This window comes from Flavobacterium piscisymbiosum (assembly GCF_020905295.1).
GTDB classification, from domain to species: domain Bacteria; phylum Bacteroidota; class Bacteroidia; order Flavobacteriales; family Flavobacteriaceae; genus Flavobacterium; species Flavobacterium piscisymbiosum.
Map to the genome: position 1 here is coordinate 4,054,050 of NZ_JAJJMM010000001.1, position 20,379 is coordinate 4,074,428.

Annotated in this window: 10 protein-coding genes; 1 reads left to right on the forward strand and 9 read right to left on the reverse strand. The window is 36.2% G+C overall.

Annotated features, from left to right (window positions below):
- Window positions 1-255: 255 nt before the first annotated feature.
- The 9 genes from LNP81_RS17425 to LNP81_RS17465 all read right to left on the reverse strand — a co-directional run bounded on the left by LNP81_RS17425 (window position 256) and on the right by LNP81_RS17465 (window position 17,020).
- Window positions 256-2,931, reverse strand: a complete 2,676-nt coding sequence (locus tag LNP81_RS17425; protein ID WP_230038044.1) for a DUF4962 domain-containing protein — start codon at window positions 2,929-2,931, stop codon at window positions 256-258.
- Window positions 2,932-2,951: 20 nt separating this feature from the next.
- Window positions 2,952-4,331: a sulfatase family protein gene (locus tag LNP81_RS17430; protein ID WP_230038046.1), complete on the reverse strand. Its 1,380-nt coding sequence runs from the start codon at window positions 4,329-4,331 to the stop codon at window positions 2,952-2,954.
- A 628-nt stretch (window positions 4,332-4,959) separates the two neighbouring features.
- Window positions 4,960-5,931 carry an ROK family protein gene (locus LNP81_RS17435; protein ID WP_230038048.1) on the reverse strand — a complete coding sequence of 324 codons (972 nt, stop codon included), beginning with the start codon at window positions 5,929-5,931 and terminating at the stop codon, window positions 4,960-4,962.
- A 120-nt stretch (window positions 5,932-6,051) separates the two neighbouring features.
- Entirely contained in the window at window positions 6,052-6,387 is a 336-nt protein-coding gene (locus LNP81_RS17440) for a hypothetical protein (protein WP_230038051.1), read from the reverse strand.
- Window positions 6,388-6,576: 189 nt separating this feature from the next.
- Complete coding sequence (locus LNP81_RS17445) at window positions 6,577-8,463, reverse strand: RagB/SusD family nutrient uptake outer membrane protein (RefSeq protein ID WP_230038053.1); 1,887 nt, start codon at window positions 8,461-8,463, stop codon at window positions 6,577-6,579.
- Window positions 8,464-8,480: 17 nt separating this feature from the next.
- Complete coding sequence (locus tag LNP81_RS17450; protein WP_230038055.1) at window positions 8,481-11,633, reverse strand: SusC/RagA family TonB-linked outer membrane protein; 3,153 nt, start codon at window positions 11,631-11,633, stop codon at window positions 8,481-8,483.
- Window positions 11,634-12,865: 1,232 nt separating this feature from the next.
- Window positions 12,866-13,711: a heparin lyase I family protein gene (locus tag LNP81_RS17455; RefSeq protein WP_230038058.1), complete on the reverse strand. Its 846-nt coding sequence runs from the start codon at window positions 13,709-13,711 to the stop codon at window positions 12,866-12,868.
- Between the two features lie 105 nt (window positions 13,712-13,816).
- A complete protein-coding gene (gene hepC / locus LNP81_RS17460) occupies window positions 13,817-15,784 on the reverse strand; it encodes a heparin-sulfate lyase HepC (protein ID WP_230038060.1) in 1,968 nt (655 codons plus the stop codon).
- Window positions 15,785-15,802: 18 nt separating this feature from the next.
- Window positions 15,803-17,020 (reverse strand): glycoside hydrolase family 88 protein, encoded by a 1,218-nt coding sequence (locus tag LNP81_RS17465; protein ID WP_230038063.1) that lies wholly within the window; start codon window positions 17,018-17,020, stop codon window positions 15,803-15,805.
- Window positions 17,021-17,446: 426 nt separating this feature from the next.
- On the opposite strand from LNP81_RS17465, the gene LNP81_RS17470 reads away from it, so the two are divergent.
- On the forward strand, window positions 17,447-20,356 hold the full coding sequence (locus LNP81_RS17470) for a TonB-dependent receptor (protein WP_230038065.1): 2,910 nt from the start codon (window positions 17,447-17,449) through the stop codon (window positions 20,354-20,356).
- The last annotated feature ends 23 nt before the right edge of the window (window positions 20,357-20,379 follow it).

A 20,379-nucleotide genomic window follows, 5' to 3' on the forward strand; every position in this document is an offset into this window, starting at 1 on the left:
TGTATGCTTTACTTTTTTTTTAAAACACATAGGAATATAGCTTTTTAGTCACTAAAAAAAGACCTTCCCTTATTTTAAACCCACACAAGTAACTATGTGAAGGAAATGTATTTCTTTTAAATATCCTTTTTTATAGTATATAATAATCTATGTTTCTATGTGTTTAATTTTTTACTACGAATTATATTCACTCTTATTTTTGAAATAATAGAAATTCACCTCTAATTTATAGAAAAACTAAACATCTTATTCTTTTTAATTTTTATCGTATTTGGCAACATCCGGCAATTCGTCTATGGCTTCTTGTTTATTAACTTTATTATCATCAATTTGTAACAAAACAGAACTTCCTGTAACTTTAGGAGTATATGCTTTTCCTTCAAATTTAATAGGCAGATTTCCGTAGCTAAAGAGTGATTTTGCCGTTTTGCCCGAAACTTGTAAAGCAGCAGGTTTTTCTCCGTCTAATTGCACCTGAATATTCCAGTCTCCAACTTGTAAATTTGATAAACCGCTGTTGTTTGAGATGGTTTTAATCACTTCTGTTTTGCCGTCTTTAACTTGTATAATCGTTAAAAATCTAAATTTTTGTTTTGCTTCAGATGTGATTCCGGCATGCCATTGATCTTTAAAATCTTTAATCTGACCTTCGTCATTGGTTACTTTATTCCAGTTTACGGCAGGTTCGAAAAACTGATTATGAACTGCCATTTTTAGCGGACTATTGGCAAAAACGCTTGCATTTACATTTCCTAAATCTGTTTTTACAATGAAGTTTTGCTGTTTGGCTTTCGCCGAATTTTCTCCCTGAATCTCGTAATACGGACAATGAAACTGAGTTGTCCATTTTACCGGATTTTTAGCTTCCAGTTCATCGTATAATACAATATAACCGCCTTCTAATTGCAGCATGTGTCTGCGATACAAAGTTACGCCAGATTCTCCATAACCGTTTTCTTTGCTTGGTACAACATTAATTTGTTTGAATCTGCCTAGCCAGAAATCACTTTTGATTTCTCCGTATGCATTACTGGCATCTCCCAAGGCATATTGAATTTGTTTTCCGGAAATAGCTCTCGGAATCCATCCGTAACCTTCTTCACCAAGTTTCTGATTCAAACTATCAGCCAAAATCGTATTGTAAGCTTTTGATGTTCTGTAATACAAAAGATTGTGCTTGTCGCTAAAGTTGCTGTAATAACCTGTTCCGCCAAAGAGTACTTTTCCTTTGTAATTGATTGTAAAAGCATTTTGCGAGGCATGTCCATGTCCTGAAGATCCAAACGGACTGCTGAATAAATAGCTGCTTAAGGTTTTATCGGCTTTAGCCAAATTTTCGTGCATGGCGACGACACCAACATCGCCAAATTTGCGTGTTTTTGGTAAATCTGAAGGCGAAGTTGCAGGTAAATTTTTGTTTGGTTTGTAATTCAATAATCTAAAGAATAAGAAATCATCTGTACCGTGATAATAGCTTGGATAGTCTCTTTTTATTTCGCTTACATACCAGTTTAAGTACGGATTATTCATTTTATAAGTCAGGGCATCGGCAAACCAGGCTTCGCCTTTTACGATGTATGGAATATTTTCCCACATATCGCCAATTGCTGTACTTGCAGCGTTGTTTGGATGCGTGTACATCATATAATACGGAAGATTTTGCATCCATGGTAATTTAAAATAATCGACTCCGCTAAAATCGCCAAACATTTGCGACAAGTAAATTATCGATTTAAAGTTGACTCTAAAATAGCCGTTTCCTTCATGCCAGCCGCCATCTGTAGTACCTAAAACCGGAAAACGTGCCGACCAGACTTCGTACATATAAGTAAGCCATTCTTTGGCCTCCGGAACATCATTAATTACGGCAACTGTAGCTATTGCTAAGTTGCGTAAGGTAATCTGCCAAACATGATTATCGCTTACATGCAGTTCAAAACGATTTGGTAAATGACTATAAACACGTTTCGCCCTGATGGTAATGATATTTTTGAATGTTTCTTTTTCCTGCGGTGTCAAAAATTGATATCCGGCATCATAAAACCAGCCTAATGCTTCGAGTACGGCACCGCTTGTAAAATCATCGCCAGTTGCCAGTCCGTCAGGGTTCATGTTGGCAATGTTCAGGGCTCTGCGTTTCGCATCCTGAATAAAACGTTCGTCTTTAGTCAATTGATAAGCGATGCATAAATTACGAACCGGATTCCCGACAGCATCACCAAAACCATGATACATTCTTTCTACAATGATCTTTTTCTCTAGTTTGTTTTTACCTGTGGTATCAATTACTCTTTGCGGTTTTTCGGTAGGAAGCGGTGCCAGCATTAGTTTTTCCGCGAAAGCGATAAACTTTTTAGCTTCAGGATTATCTAGATTGTTTTTGTAAAAATCGTCGCCAATACGGTTCATATCCCATAAAAGCGGATGCGATCCTTCATTGCGTTTTAAAACTTCGCTTATTGGCGGAGAAACTTTTTCATTTGCATATTTTGCATCAACTGCAAAGTTGTAAACAGGCGACCATGTCCATTGATTGCTTCCTTTTAAGGCATAAGCATATTTCCAGTACCATTTTCCGGGTTTCAGAGCCTGATGAAGCGGATAAACCGCCCAGCGCTGTTCTGCACTTGCAATTAAATCTTTGATGAAATTTTGATCGCTTGCCAGCATTATTTTATAACGGACGTTTCCAATATTTGGATCTTCGGGAATGTCACTGCCGCTTTCCATTGGTTTAACCATTTCTTTGCCGTTGGTTGCAGGCCAAAGCAGAGCAGGAGCATTGGTAGGAACCGTAATTCCGTTTACAGGATAAGGCCATTCGCGAACTCTGGAATGGAGTTTTTCTGCCGTTAGTTTTAGCGTTGCAGACTGCTGGCTGAAAACAGTAACCGTTGTAAAGAATAGTATTAATGCAATTATATTTTTCATAAATTTTTCTTTTAACCCAATTATATTCCTGATACGAATGAATCTCCGTTCTTTTTACACCATTCTTTTAAATAACGGCGCATGGCAGTTAATTCTTTTTTATAGGTCTTATCTACTGCCAGATTCGTAATTTCTCCGGGATCTTTTGTCAAATTAAAAAGCTGTTCTTTTAAATCGCCTTTGTTGTAAACAATATATTTAAAATCTTTGCTGATTACGGCGCGTCCGCTAATGTTTAAAAGTTCTTCGTTGTCGGCAAAATCGGTTTCGATAACTAAAGTGTCACGAAGTTTTAAGGCTGGATTTTCTATTTTTTTACTAATGTCAATTCCTTTTAAGTAAGCTGGTTTTGTAATTCCTGTAAAACCGCAGATTGTTGGGATAATGTCTGTTCCGTTGCAAACTAACATATCGTCTGTGCGAGGTTTCCATTCGCCTATTTTCGAAATGATAAACGGAATCTTAGCTGACTCTTCGTATAATATTTGTTTCTGATTCCAGCTGTGACCTGCATATCCATCACCGTGATCTGCTGTAAAAACGATAATTGTGTTTTTCTCGATATTATATTTTTTTAATGATGCCAAAACCATTTCAATATAACTGTCTACTTTTTCTACTAAACGATTGTAAGCCCAGCGGTATTGACGCCATTGATCTGGTGTCCAGTTAACAGTGGGATAGGTTCTAAAACTTACTTTTTGCTGTTCGCGGACAATTTTGGGTTCATGTTCCGGAATTTTCCAGTTATCAGGAAGAGGCGGACATTGATCTGCAGGTGGTGCATGATCTAGAATATCCATTTTTAAATCTTCTCCGCGCGCCCATTCGCAAATGTCATGCGGATTTAAAAAAGAGGCAACAAGCAAAAATGGGGTATTTTTATTTTCTTTGATAAAGCGTGCACAAAATGAAGGTGTTGCTGCATCATTATAATCCTGAAAATTAGTGTTTTCGATGTATTCAAAACCGTGCTGGCTTTTCTTTGCAGCGGGAACAGGTAAATGCCATTTGCCTACATATCCGGTTTTATATCCTCCGTTCTGGAAAATTTTCCCCATCATTAAAAGATCATCCGGCCATTGACCGTCTTTTTCTGGTGCATTGCCTGTAAAACCTATTTCATAAGGCATTTTTCCGCTCATTATAGAAGTACGTGACGGCGTGCACAAAGGCTGAGCACAATAGGCTTTGGTAAACCTAACTCCGTTTTCGGCTAATTTATCCATTGCCGGAGTATGCAGATTTTTATTGCCTGCAATACTCATCGCATCAGCGGTCTGCTGATCGGTCATGATGATTAGAATATTAGGTCGGTCGGCAGTTTGGGCATTCCCTAAAAAAGGAATGTGCAATACCACGAAAAGCCATATAAAAAATATGTTTTTTTGAAACATCATATCGACCTGTTTTAATAGATTATTTTTGATTTGTAAATTCTGAAATACAAAGCGAATTTAATAATCAATACTCTAGGAAGGTTTTGAATTTGTGCAAAATGATATTAATTTTAGTTAAAAGCTTTAAAAATAAGGGATTCCTGGAATTCATGGCGGGCTTGACCGCAAAGTTCGCGACGGTTTTGCGCAAAGAGCGCAAAGATTTTTGTTTCAAGCAGATTTTGCAGATTTTGCAGATTTTTTTTATTTGTAAAATTTGATTCGTGCAGATTCGTGGAATTCGTAGCGAGCTTAACCGCAAAGCCCGCAAAGTTTTTTTTAATCTCGCAAAGGTGCAGAGGCGCAAAGTTTTTTGTTTCAAGTAGATAGCAGATTTTTTTTATCTGTGAAATTTAATTCGTGCACATTCGTGGAATTAGTGGCGAACTTAACCGCAAAGCCCGCAAAGTTTTTTTTTAATCTCGCAAAGGCGCAGAGGTGCAAAGTTTTTTATTTCGTAGAATTCGTGATGAACTTAATCGCAAAGTTTGCTAGGATTTTTTGATTGTAAGAGTTAATTACGCGAAGTATGAAAACTTAAAAAAAAAAGTAGAATATAAAAACTTTGCGGCTCTGCGCCTTTGCGAGATTAATTTTTTACATATTCCGTTTTTTTAAATTTCTGGAAAGCATTCGCGCAAGCGCCCAATAAACCTGCTTTGTTTCCTAAACTTGCGGCTACAATTTTTGTATTGGAGAAAGAAACCGGAATTGCGGTCTTTTTTACTCTTTTCGTTAATTCATCAATATAAAACTGGCCGGCTTCGCTGATGCCACCGCCAATTATGACTTTCTGCGGACTAAAGATGTTGACACAATTAACGATTCCGGCAGCTAAATAATCAAAGTGATGCAGCATTGCGTTTACGGCGTGATCTTCACCAGCAAGATATTTGTCGATAATGGTTTTGCCATCTATATGTTCGTCGGCAGTTTTATTTTGGGATTTATAGTATTCGATTAAGGCAGTAACCGAGGCGTAACTTTCTAAGCAACCACGGCCGCCACAAGCGCATTGGATTCCGTTTTGCTGAATCACAGTATGACCTAATTCGGCGCCACGATTTTTGTAACCGCCAAAAAGTTTTTTATTAATCATTATAGCACCGCCGATTCCTGTGCCAATAGTTAGAAAAATAGCGTCCTGACTGTCTTTCGCAGCACCGTAAATTACTTCGGCTAAACCCATTAAGTTGGCATCGTTATCAATTACGATATTATGTCCTGTTCGATCATTTAGAATTTTTCCTAATGGCAATTGCTCAAATCCGGGAAGATTAACGCCGCCGCCCACAATCACATCATTTTCTATCAGCCCCGGAAAACCAATTCCAATACCTACAATAGGTTCGTTTAATTGGTCTGTGCATTGTGTAATAGTTTTAACTATTAAATTTATGATCTCTTCTTCGGTTTTTGCTCCTTTAAGGGAAACTATAAATGAAAACTGGATTTCTCCCAGTTCGTTAACAACGCCACATTTTAGTGATGTGCCGCCAATATCTATTCCTATTGCGTATGATTGTAGTTGTGTGTCGTTTAAGGTATTCATAATACTCATTTTATTATTGTTTTATCTTCTCCCAGAAACAATTAATGCAGAACGGCAAGTTCTGCATTAATGTCCAAAAACCAAGTAATTTTCTAAAAAAAATAATGGCTTATTTTAACCTAATCCGTATTATGGCTTAGGTTTATTTAAAGATTTGCCAAAATCCCTCCATATCTGAAATTGTTCCGGAGTAAGAATTGCTTTTTCTTTAGTGGTTATATCTTTTTTCCAGGCTTCGAGCTTCTCTTGTCTCTGATCGTAAAAAAGTGCCGGATCATCTTTAATTGTTTTTTGACCTTTACCGTTTTCGGCAATTAAATCGTGCATTTTTTGCCTGTTTACATTGCTTAGTTTCATGACCGTAAAGATTGAATCTCTTAATACTTTCATGTCTTTTGGTTTGTCTTGCGCAAACGTAACCGTAGTCATTAGTAGTATTGCGCATAGGACTATTATCTTCTTCATAATTTTAGTTTAAATTTATAAAAATGTATTTTGATTAAACACATAGAAACATAGATTCTAGTTCTAAAACAGAGTATTAAATAGAAACACATTTCTTTCGCATTAGCGTAATCTATGCGTATTTTAAACAAGTGAAACACCTATTTTGAGTTACAAAAGCTATGTTTCTATGTGTCTAAATAAAGTTTTTTAATACTTTGGATTTTGACGTGTAATATTCTTATTCACATCGGTTTCATTTTGCGGAAACGGATACAATTCATGCTTTCCTGCCACAAAATTAGTAATCGAAGGAAAGAAGTAAGTAGCACGGATTGCTTTTACTGCGGCACTTGTTTCAGCTAGTTTATCGCCCAAAATTCCCCATCTGATTAAATCAGCTCTTCGCATTCCTTCGCCGGAAAGTTCCCAGGCTCTTTCTTGCTGCAGGGCTTTAAGAAAATCTGCTTTGCTTAAACCTGCCGGCAGATTTATTTGTGAAACGGTTGGTTTTGTTAAAAGTCTTGCTGTTGCTGTTGCTCCGGTTCCTTTTCCGTCTGTACTTGTAATTGTTACAGTTGGCACAGAAGTATAACCATCTCCCGAGCGTAACATACCAATTGTATTTATACCTCCACTGGCAAGTGTAACCACAGCTGCCGAAGCATCAGAACCGCCACCGCCTGTGATCTGAATGACAACATTGGCTGCATTTGTGTATCCTGTTCCTTTGGTTTTAATATCAACAGCAATTCCGCTTCCCTGAATATCGGCTCCAAAAGCTCTTTTTCGTACCTGATTTACGGCATCGTAAGCAATTGCATTTGGACCTTCGTTTAGTTCATTTTCTACCTCGGCACGCATTAAAAGTAAATCAGAATATCGCATGATTACCCAATTGATGTGCGTGTAAACTCTTTCGGCAGTTGCATTGGTTTGATATTCTCTGCTCCATTTTCCTACAGTCCATCTTTCGTCCTGATTGGTGGTTAAAAGCGGTAATTTATTTCCTAAAGCATTTATAGAATAGGTAGCAATCGAAAAATCCCTGCGCTGATCAGCTGCATTAAAGCTATTGTAAAATGGTTTTGGAACCAGACATCTTGATATATTCGACGGATAAAGTCCGTTTGCAGTTGCCGGGCCATTAAAATTTCCTACCCACGATGCATTTCCTAAATTTCCGGAAGGATTGTAAAAAGCAACCTGAAAAATATTTTCTGTAGGTTCTAAAACATGCTGACACTGGTTTTTGAAAACTTTAGAATAAGACGGATTTAATTTGTAGGGATTTTGAGCCATTACATCATTAATGTGTTTTTGCGCCAATTGGTAATATTCTTTATAATTAGAAGGGCGTTTTGAAGTTCCGTCTGCTGCTAAAGAATATCCGCCGGCAAACAAAGCTACTCTTGCCAACATTGCTTTTGCAGCCCATTTATTAATACGCTCAGTTGTTGGATTTTGTTCCGGTAATAATAACGAAGCTTCTGTCATGTCTTTTATAATTTGCGTATAAATCTCATAACGATCAACCAAACCCACTTTTAGGTTATCTCCTGATTGTGAGCTTTTTGTTTTAAAAGGAACATCGCCCCATAAACGAACCAGCTCAGAGTAATAAAAACCACGCAGGAATTTAGCTTCACCAAGCATGATGTACAGTTGCGCTTTTTCTATATTAGTTCCGTTAGTAAATAAATCCATTTGTGGGATTCTTTCGATAACTACATTTGCTCTGTCTATACCTTCATACAATTTACTCCATGCGGTATAGAAAGTGGTAGTTTGCGAAATTCCCTGATAATGGGCTATGGTACGCCAGTCATCTGCACCAATTCCTGTCATTTGCATTACATCTGTATCGGCATCAAAAATTAGCGAAATATTCCATCCATAACTATCCAGGGACGACATCGATTCGTAAACTCCTAAAGTCGCCATATTGGCTTCATTAACATCAGAGAAAAAGTTAGCCGTTGTAAAGTAGGAGTAAGGTGTAACATCCAGATCTTTATCGCAGGAAGCAAGAGGAAGCAGAAGGCAGGTAATACTCGCTGCCAGGATTGCACTACGGGAAAATATATTGTTTTTCATCTTTTTTAAACTTTAAATTATAGTGAAATATTTAGACCTGTAATAAAGGATTTGCTTCGCGGATAAGCGCTAAAATCGACTCCTCTTGTTATGGCATTATTAATCACACTTACTTCGGGATCATATCCTGAATATTTGGTAAACACATATAGGTTATAGGCGGTAAAATAGATTCTTAAATTAGAAATTTTCGATTTTTTCAACCATTCTTTTGGTAAAGTATAACCAAGGCTTATGTTGTTGATTCTTAAAAACGAACCGTCTTCTATGATATCGCTGTACAAACGCCCGGTGGTGTTACCGTTAAAGGCCGGATTGGTTTTGCCTACATTCAGCGCTGCCAACTCTGTAGGATCTGTCACGCGTTGTCCTGCTGCATTAATAGTAGTCCATCTGTCAGCATAAATAGCAAAGGTGTTTAGATTGTCCAAATTTAATCTTGAATTGTTTAATACGTTGGCGTTGTAAATATCATTTCCAACCGTAAAATCAAGAAATATACTTAGGTCAATTCCTTTATAACTAAAAGTATTATTAAGACCTCCTGTATATTTAGGATTTGCATCGCCAATAGCAGTTCTGTCCAAATCATTGATTACACCGTCAGGAGTTCCGTTTGGGCCGCTAATGTCTTTAAATTTAATGAATCCCGGCTGTACAACAATATTATCGCTCACCACGCCAGTTTTTAAAGTATAGGCACTTGTTGCAGGATTATAATCAAAATCATTTACCTGATATAAACCATCTCTAACGTAGCCGTACATGGTACCAACTGATTTTCCTACCTGTAAGATATAATCGTTTTTATCTGTATAACTATTGGTAATCAAATAATTTTCGCCTTCGCTTAAAGCCAGTACTTTTGTTTTATTAAAAGCGATATTAAAAGTGGTACTCCAGTTAAAATTATCATTTCTAACATTTATTGTATTCAATGTAAACTCGATTCCTTTGTTTGAAGTTGCCCCTATGTTCTGAAACTGTTTTTTAAATCCTGAACTTGCAGGAACACGTGTATTGTATAATAAATCTTTAGAACGATTGTCATACATCTCTGTTGTAAGTGAGATTCTTTGATTAAAGAAACCTAAATCAAAACCAATGTTGGTCGATTTTGTAGCTTCCCATTTCAGGTAAGGATTTGGCAAATTACTTTGAAATGCCGTGATATTGGTTTGATTGTTTAAGGGATAAGATCCTGAATCAAAAATACCTAAAGCGGCATAATTAGCAATCCTGTTATTTCCGGCTTCACCATAACTTAAACGCAACTTCATATCAGAAAAAACAGGAAGTTTTTTCATGAAATTTTCTTCGATCACTCTCCAGGCTACAGATACTGATGGAAAATAGCCCCATTGATTTTCGGTTCCAAATTTAGAGGAACCGTCTGCTCTTAAACTGGCTGCAAATAAATACCTGTTTTTGTAGGAGTAATTTGTTTTTCCAAAGAAAGAAAGCAATTTATCATCTTCTGCAAAAGTAGTAGGCATTCCCGCAATGGTTCCTAATTGTAATTTGTCCCAGCCTAAATTTACATCCGGAAAAGCAGTTGCAGTTGCTGTAAGTCCTTCGGCATAATTATAAATGTATTCCTGTCCTACAGTTGCATCGAATTTGTGATTTTTTTTGAACGTTTTCGTATACGTTAAAACGTTATTGTAGTTTAAACGAGTAGAAAGATTATGTGTAACTCCGGCATTTGGCCCGCCGTTTCTGATGGCCTGAATACCTCTAAAGTCGTTAAAAAATTTGCTTTTTACACTATTGTCGTTGTAACTGATTAAACCTCGATAGACTAAATTAGGAGTAATATTGTATTGTAACTGTAAGCTCAGATTGATAGCTCTGGTAACAGCTTCTCTTTTTTGACTGTCGATTGTAACCAGCGGACTTTGTAATGTTGGTGAATCCAGATTGTCTAATGGGTCTAAAAATAAGGTTTTAAGATCTTCATCAGACCCAAATTTTCCAATCGTTGGTCGGTATTGTAAAACATTTTGCAACATGCTTAATCTTGCATTTCCACCATCACCTGTAGACAAACCTGTTACTTTTTGATTGGAGTAATTGACAATAGCATTAACCGAAAACTTTTTACTGATTGTATTAGTGACATTTAGTTTTGCAATATTCTTTACAGAAGCACTTCCTAACATAATTCCCTGATCATTATTGACCGAATAAAAAGCATTGTACTTAGTGTCATTTTCGCCTCCGCTAATACTAATTTTATGATATTGACTTTCTACTGCATCTCCAAAAACTTCCTCTTGCCAGTCGATACCTTTTCTGTCTTTATAAAGCCCTTCAAGTTCGCTGTACTCGCCAAAAACATTGGTGAATTTTTGCAGTCTTGCAGCATCAGTTGCCGATTCATATAATAATTGGGTGTATTGGTAAGGATTCAAAACCGGAAGTTTTTTGGCCAGTGTTTTAATTCCGCCATAAGCATCATAGCTAATGGTTAATTTCCCGCCTTTGGCTTGCTTGGTAGTTACCAAAACCACTCCGTTTGCGCCTTGTGCACCATAAATAGAAGTCGATGCTGCATCTTTTAGAACATCTATAGATTCAATATCCATAGGATCCAGGAAAGCCAGTCCGCCTGTTTGCGCCACACCATCAACAACATACAAAGGTTCGTTGCTTTGAGTGATTGAAGTTCCGCCTCGAATTCTAAGTGAAGGCTGGGCTCCCGGTGTTCCGTCAGACATTGTTACCTGCATACCTGCAATACGTCCTTGCAAAGCCTGAGCAACGTTTTGCACCGGAATTTTCGATAATTCCTGACCTTTTACTGAAGATATTGCACCGGTAAGATCTTTTCTGGTTTTGGTACCGTAACCTACTACAACTACCTCATTAAGATTATTGGTGTCATCAAGCAATTTTGTATTGATAAGGGTTTTGTTATTGACCTTTTCTTCACTTGATTTTGTTCCCATAAAAGAGAAAACCAAAGTAGCATTCGATTTTACCTTAATTTGATAATCACCATCTATAGAAGTTACGGTGCTGTTTTTAGTTCCTTTTTCAGAGACGGTTGCTCCGGGCATTGGCATATTTTGCGCATCGGTCACTACACCTTTTACGGTAATAATATCCTGCCCATACATAACTCCGCAAGTAGTAAGCAACAAAAATAAAAATAGAGTCCTTTTCATAATTTTTTTTTAAACCGGAACAAGTTGTAAACTTAATTCCTATTGATGTTATTTAAGTTGAGTTTGGTTTTTGTTATATCGATCATCCAGTATTTTATTGTTGGTGGAGAAAATTATAACAATTAATTAACTTGAAAAAGAGGGCTGGGGAATTTTGCGTCTGGTAAATAATAATCGATTTTCTTTAAGTCGGTTTGTTTGTTTTGGATTAGTCATGTTTTCTTGGTTTTTAATTAAAACAAATATAGAAATCGGGTATACACGACAGTTTTGAATACGTCCAAAATGCTATTGATTTTGATTAATATAACGTTTTCGTTCCCTGTAAACAAAGGAAAAATAAGAGTTTTATGTTGTTTTTTTATGAAATGATTTTATAATAAACCACCGCTATTACTGATCAATTTTGAAATGTAGGGTATTGGATAATAGTTAAGTAAAAATAAGGAAAATGTTAAGCGAAATAAGTGCTTTTTTTAGTGATTTTTAGTAACTGGTTTAATGGTTTGTTTTTTAATTCAGATAAAACTTATGAATTTAAAATTCAGCTGATGATTTATTCTTGGAGTAATGAGAATTAAATTTTGAAATTGGTTTTTATTTTCAAAAATTGCTTCGGAATTGATAAAGAAAACGAAGTATGTTTTTGCTACTAAAACATCAAGATGCAAAATTTTTAAGCGTAATCGCTGCATATAATCACTCACAGAGAATGCTGATTTAAGCGGCTTTTTATGTTGGTAGGACTTTGTCAAAGTTTAAAACCAAGGCTGTAAGGAACTTTTATTGTTTTTTAGAAGAACTTACTCGATTAATTTGCACCGAATTAAATTGTCTTAATTTACAAAATTCATTGATAGAAAGAGTGTTTTTCTTAGATTTGTAAGGTAAATTTTTGGCATTAAATACTTTCATTAAATGCACTGGAACGCGCACATTACAACGAGATTTTCGAATTGAATAGCCTCCAGCTAAAGCTGGAGGCTATTCAATTACAAATAGAACGAAATCATAAACAATTGTTTATTAATGTGTTTGCAGATAAAAAGTGTGCAAAAAAAAATAAAGTTTTAAAGTTCCTTACACTCTTGGTTTTAAACTTTGACAAAGTTTTTATACGCAAAGTATTTCATCCTGAATGAAAGCAAAGACGACAAGAATGCAGAAAGCTTTATCCCAAAACAAAGTTTTCAGGATAAAGCCTTGATAGTTTTATAAAAACGTATTTACAGTTATTTTAATGGAAGTCTGATGATGCGAATATCATCATGATAAGCAATACGGGTTAGTACATTATCGCTGGTAATTACATTGCCGTTGGCATCTTTTCCGGCTTCGCGATATACTCCCCATTTTAGATAACCCACATTTCCGTTAGCGGGATTACCCGTAAACGTAACAAAATTACTGCGTTCCAATACCAGCTTATAGTCTGACTGATCAGGAAGTTTAACATATATCTTCATATATCCCGTAGTATCTGTCATCCATTTTACTTCAACACGAAATTTAATCCATTGATTAATGTAAGGGCGAAAATCAGTAACCAGATTATCCTGATACTGATAGTTTCTGGCAACGATTGCATTGCGCTTGGTAAGAATTCTTAAAGGCAGCAACTGATTGTCTGACATTTTTAACTGAAAAACATTATCGCCATAAGCAGGGTTAGCACTATTCCATGACTGCCAGTCTTTCAATAATATGCTGACTTCATATCGATGTTCGTCTCCAGGATTATAACGATATTTTGCTAAAGAAACGGCATCAGATTCACTGCGGTAAGCATCGTTTGAAAAATAACCGCTGTCGCCAAGGGTAACTTTGTGTGCAATAGCGTATTTGCCCGTGTTGCCGGGTGAAGTCATATAAACGGCATCAGCTGCTGTGGCATGAGTGCCGGTTATACCTGTAATTCCTGAGGTAACTTCGCCGGATTCGTAATTTATGTTGAGAATGGTATCGTTTATAGCTGGTTTTATAACAGGGTCCAACTCGTTGTATTCCTTACTGCACGCTATCCCTGCTGTTAGAGTCAAACTGAGTGCAGCCAATTTAAGGATGATGTTTTTTTTCATAATACTTTGCATTAAAAAATAAATAACGGATGGTTTCTTAATGACTGCGTTTTCTTCTCTTAAAATATTCATTAAGAAAAGAAAACGCAGCTAATATTTTGATTTTTATTGTTCTAGTGTTGTTTTAATAGCACTGGTTTTACCATCGATAGTGATACTTAAATTGATGTTTCCTTTCTCAAAATCATTACCCGCGTTTGGTTTGATGGTAATTTGCGGAACCTTATTTCCATCATACGGATAAACAATACTGATAAATTGCTGTGATGCTGTATCGTTTTTTGGTTTTTCGAACACAAACAAAGGTCTTTCTATTTCTTTCTGATAAGCATAAGATACTTTTCCTTGTTCTTCTTTTAATAGTACTTTATCAGTATTTAAATTTTGTATTAACAGGTTATTGCTGTCTGCATAAGTAGTATACACTTTATTGGCTTGATCAAAAACAGGTTTACTATCTTCTTTAAGTACAAAATGAACTCCAAGATTTCCGGTTGCAGTACCAATAGCATTATCAATAATTAGAAAATATTTTTGGTCGATAAAAAGAACACTGCGCTGATGTTTTAGATCAGTATAACTTGGGTTGGTATAAGTTAATACATCCAGTTTTTTGCCGGTAGCCCATTTATCTTTATGCGCATTGGTAATCAGCATGTTTTTATTATCAAGTGTCAGCGTATTGTGAATACGGGTTTGGCGGTACCAATCTCTTTGTTTCATGATCTCGGCATCACCACTGTATACAAACACACCTGCGTCCGGCATAAAATTGCGTCCGTTCACAAACAGCTCAAAAGTACCGTTATCAGGCTGTGCATGAAATTCACCAGGAGGACTGGCTTTTAAAATCAATACAGTCGATTTGTCCTTCCATCCGTTTCGAAAAGTGTAAAATCCTGCGTCAGGCAATTCTGTTGATAAAAAATCAATTGCGCCTTCTTTGCCATCTGTAGCAAAATATTTTATTACCTGATTATTTGGAAATACTTTCGACCAGCTCTGAAATTGTTTTAATCTCGAGGATTTTTCCTGTATCCAGGAATCACCAAACATAGGGTTGTTGTAATCAGGAAATGATATTTTTGCTGTTACCATCATCATATTTTCGATAGTTTTAATGTAGCTGTCAGGGAATTCTTTTTCAACTCCGGCCAGTTTTGCCGAGTTATAGGCTTTTAGAAAAATATCAATACTGGCTACGTGGTAAACTGGTGAAAGTTCAAATTGCGTACCATCCGGATAAACTTGTTTTTTTATTTCTCTATTAAGTATTTCGATACCACTTTTGCGCCAGCTTTCTGCCTGTTTAAATTCAGGAAAAATAGCTCCCGCACCCAATACACGTTGTGCTTCGAACAGTAAATGGTTACCATCTTTAGTATAATTTTGTGTAATATAGGCTACCTGTTTATTGTACAGGTTTAAAAAATTAAGTAAAAACGATGGTGTAAAATTAGGTGAAATCACAAATAAATTAAATGTACCGGGTAAACTCTGGATGCGGTCAGAAACTTCTAACGGACGCCAGGCATAGCGGTCATTGTCTTGCGATTTACCCAACGGATTTTTGACCGCCCAATCATTAAATTCAAAAATCCATTCTTTTGCATATTTTTCATCACCGCTGCTGCGATACGCCATTGCAAGCGGCATCCACCATGTTACACGGTGCAATTGCCAGCGTACTTCATTATCTTTTACAGGCCAGAGATCCCAATTGATATCGGTTCCATAATCAAAAAAGCCATATCCTTTTTGAGGTTGAAATTTGTGTACTAAAGCGTTATCGGCCTTTTCCTGATTGGCTTTGCCAATATCTTTGCCTCTAAAGCGGGCTTCGTCACCCACGTTAAAATCAGGATGTTTAATGTTTTTGCGATTACGGAAATAGAGTAGCAAATCCTGAGCTGCTGCATCGTATTTTCCGGCAGTTACATTCTTGTTTACATTTTCGAGTCCCGGATAATTAAGATTAATATTGTCGAAACTTTCTTTGGTTATTGATTTTTCCTGCGCGTTAGTGAAACAGGCTATTAATAGAAAAAAAATAAATGCAGGTGCTTTTTTCATTTTTTTAAATTTGTTTAATTATGATTTTGTAAAAAGATCAATTTTTTTGATTTCAGCGTATCTTTTTAAAGCCTCCAGATAATAATAATCAGCATAATCAAGTGGTGTGTCGATTTCTGAATTGTATAAAAAAGCACCAACGCTGTGTTTTAGCAGAAAATAATGATTCTCTCCCGGTTTAGCCAAATAAGCATCTGATGATAACGATTTCAATAGTATTTCGGCATAATCAGCATATTTTTGACCGTCTTTTACCTGTGTACTCAAATCTAATAAAGCAGAAGCAATAACTGCCGCAGCCGAAGCATCTCTTGGCGCCAGCTCATCCGTTTCTAAGGCATTGTGTACATCATAATCCCATACCGGTATTTTATCTTTGGGAGTTCTGGGATGGTTCATGATAAATTTAGCAATATTTTCGGCTTGTTGTAAAAACTTTGGATTTTTGCTGTTTTCATAACATACCGTATAACCATATAAACCCCAAGCCTGACCACGTGCCCAAGCTGATTCATCTGTTAATCCCTGATGAGTAGCTTTGCGTAAAACTTTTCCGGTTGCAGGATCATAATCCACCACATGGTAAGAACTAAAGTCTTTTCTGAAATGATTTTTCATGGTTGTTAACGCGTGAGTATCTGCAGCATTTTTATATTCGGGTTTATTAAATTGCTTCGCTCCCCAGTATAAATACTCCAAATTCATCATATTATCAATAATTACAGGATAATGCCACCAAGGAAAATCCCAGGAACGAATTACTCCAATTTTAGGATTAAATCGGGCGTAAAGATTGGCTGCTCCATCGCTCAAAGCAGGCAGATAGATTTCTTCCTTTGTAATTCTGTAAGCGTTTCCGTAAGAGCAATAAAGCATAAAACCTACATCGTGTGTGTTTTTTATATTTCGAATAGAATCCAGTGCAAGCGTAAACTTTTTGGCTTCATCCGCTAAGGTTTTATCTCCTGTAAGTTCATAACCATACCAAAGACTTCCGGGAAAGAAACCCGTTGTCCAATCGGTTAAACCGGCTAAGCGTACTGTTCCATTAGGATTTACTGAACGCGGATTTTTCCCGGGTTTGTATGTTTGTGCCGCTTTGCTTAATTGAAATTGAATGACTTCGGTTGTTTTTTTAAACCAAAGTAAAGAAGGATCATCATTTTGAATAGGCTTTGCAAAGGTGCTCAAAGTAATAGTGGAGAGGACTAGAAATAGATTGAAGGTTTTTTTCATAGTTAATTCGTTTATATCTGTATTCTTTTTGTTTTTCGAATATTTATAAAGCGAAGTTAGACTGGAGGTATAAAACGGTCTTTCAAATTCTATCATAAATGTTTTGAATTTGTGTAAAGTCATTTTTTTAAGGCTTAAACTGGCCGTAAATCAATTTTGATGCAGATATGGAATTGTGATTTGAAAGATTTTCAATTGTTGAATTTGAAACAACAGAATATCTGCTTTCTGCATTGTGAAAATTTCTTTTAGAATTAGAAAAGGATTTTGATTTAAGCAGATATTATTACTATTTGTAAATATTACCATTTTTTGCCAAATTCTAAAATTACCAGTTTTTGCTGGTGATTCCGTGGGTTGTTAACATTAAACTTACGTAACAATAATCGTCTGTTAAGAATTTCTTAAAATCCAAAAGTTTACTATATGTCAATTTATATCCACTTTTGCAGTGAAATATTTACTAATATTAATAATTTAACTGAAATGGAAAAAAATAGGTTTTTGATTTATGTGGTTTTCTTATTTGTTTCGCTGACAGCAGCAGGACAAAAAGGCGCTATTAAAGGTAAGGTTTTTGATGGTGCATTTCCGCTTCCGGGAGCGATTGTACAGTTGAATGGGACTCAAAAAAGTGCATCAACAGATTTTGAAGGAAGTTATAATTTTACCGGAGTCGACAGTGGTACTTATGAAATAAGTGTTACTTATGTGGGGTATCAAAAATACACACAGACCATTACAATCGAGCCGGGAAAGGTTACGGTCATTCCGGGTATATTATTATCAGCTTCATCAAATGACCTGGATGAAGTAGTGGTAAAAGAACATTCAAGAAGACTGAGTGAAGCAAAAGCATTAAATATTCAGAAAAATGCAATTAATTTAGTGAATGTTATTGCGGCGGATGGTATTGGAAAACTTCCGGACAGAAATGCTGCAGAGGCAGTACAGCGTGTTCCGGGTGTTTCTATCGAAAGAGATCAGGGCGAAGGACGTTATGTAGCGGTAAGAGGATTGCCTGCTGAATGGAGTTCTACCACTATGAATGGAAATAGGATTCCAACTGCGGCTGATGAAGGAGCGAGCAGAGCTACGGCTTTTGATTTTTTCCCTACTGAAATGATTGGTTATGTCGAGGTTTCAAAAGCGCTTACACCAGATATTGACGGTGATGCTTTGGGCGGAAGTGTGAACTTTGTAACCAAAACTGCTCCGTCTAAATTTACTGTAGATGCGTCTCTTGGATTGGGATACAATGCAAAATCTGACAAAGGTGTTTACAGCGGATCGGTTTTAGTGGGTGATAAATCGAAAAACGGAAAATTTGGTTATATCGTGAATTTCTCTCAATGGAATAGAAACTGGGCTTCGGACAATTTTGAAGCAAGAAGATCTGGAGACGAAGGTGTGTATCGTTTAGAATTAAGAGATTATACAGGAGTAAGAAAAACAACGGGTTTTAATGGTGGATTCGAATTTAATCCAAATGAAAGAAATAAGTTTTATGTAAAATTAAACTACGGAAAACTTCTTGATGAGGAAACTCATTTTAAACATCGTATACGTTTTGATAAATTTAATACTGCAACAAATACAGGAAGAATTGAACTTCAGAATATTTACAATGAATTGAATTTTGATTTTTACGGAGGAGAAGTAGGAGGAAAACACATTGGGAACAAAGGTGTTTTTACCTGGAGCCTGGCCACTTACAGTACTCAGTTTTATTATGGCAATGTTCCTGATAAACAAAATAACAGTTATTATTCAGTATTTTTTAAACAAGATGGTGTTGGATTCGATCCGGCGTATATTCAGAATAAAGGAAATGGGCCAAGAGCGTATTGGGATTCTGACGGAGGATATATGAATCCGGATAATATGTTTGGTTATTTGTCTAATTCTAATTTCCAGGACAGTGCTAATTTGATGAACTTTACGACGCTGGAACTTTATAAAGTAGGCGTAAAGGAGAGAGATAATATTGTGGCCGCAGTAAATTATGAATTTGATGTAAATGAAAGTCTGAAATTAAAAGTAGGTGGTAAATTTTTAGACAAAGACAGAATCGCTACTTTTTCTGATGAGTTTTACAATTGGACAGGAGCTGCAGCAGTGCCAAAATTATCAGATTATGGTCAATACAATATATTGCAGCCGGGACGCACTGATTACTTAAAAGAACTGAACACCAATATTGGAAATAGTTTTGGAGCGGTACTTTCGCCAACAGGAATGAATCAGTTTTATAAGGATAATTTCTTTAATGGTAATCTGACACTTTCTGAATCTGATTCTGAAATACTTGAAAACGGAGGAGGATTGGGACGTAATTTTAATGTAGATGAAACTCATGCCTCTGCTTACGGAATGGCAACTTATAAAATTAGTGATAAACTAACTTTTCTTGGTGGTATGAGAGCAACGAACACAAATACAAAAGTTAGCGGTTATCAATTTGATGTAACACCTGAAAATCCTGATGGAGTACTTTCGAAAGTTACAAAGACAAAAAGTTATCTTTCTCTTTTGCCAATGCTGCATTTAAAATATACTCCGGAAGAAAATACAAATCTTCGACTGGCAGCTACAAGAACTTTTACAAGACCTGATTTTGGATATTTGGCACCAGGAGGAACATATTTGGCGGCAGATAATGAGTATGATGGAGGAAATCCAAACGTAAATCCTACCTATTCTTATAATTTCGATGTAATGGGAGAACATTATTTTGGAAGACTTGATGTAGTATCTGCAGGATTATTTTATAAAGTGATTACCGATCCAATTTTTATGGACACCAAACAAGGTGATATCAACGGACATACCGGAGTAGAGATTTCACAACCTATGAATGGTGATAATGCATGGCTTTTTGGAGCGGAAGTAAGCGGAAACAAAAAATTTGATTTCCTTCCGGGGTTTCTTAATGGCTTTGGAGTTCAGGCCAACTATACTTTTACAAAATCTAAAATGACTATTCCGGGAAGAGCAGGAACTACCAGTCTTCCCAGACAAGGTGATCATTTGGCGAATCTTCAGTTGTATTATGAAAAAGGAAGAGTAAATGTGAGAGCTGCTTACAACTTTAAATCAAAATATATTACAGAGCATGGTACAAGCGGGTTAAAGAGAGATGACGTATATTATGGTGCCTACTCTGCGCTGGATGCCAACCTTACCTTTAAAATATCGGATCACTTTACCATTTTTGCTGAAGCTAATAATCTTCTTAATGACAAACTGGAATATTATTATGGTGATGACAGCCGACCAAAACAAGTTGAGTTTTATGGAATAAGAGGCCAAATGGGAATCAAATGGAGCTTATAGAATTGTGTTTATTGTTTTTTTAT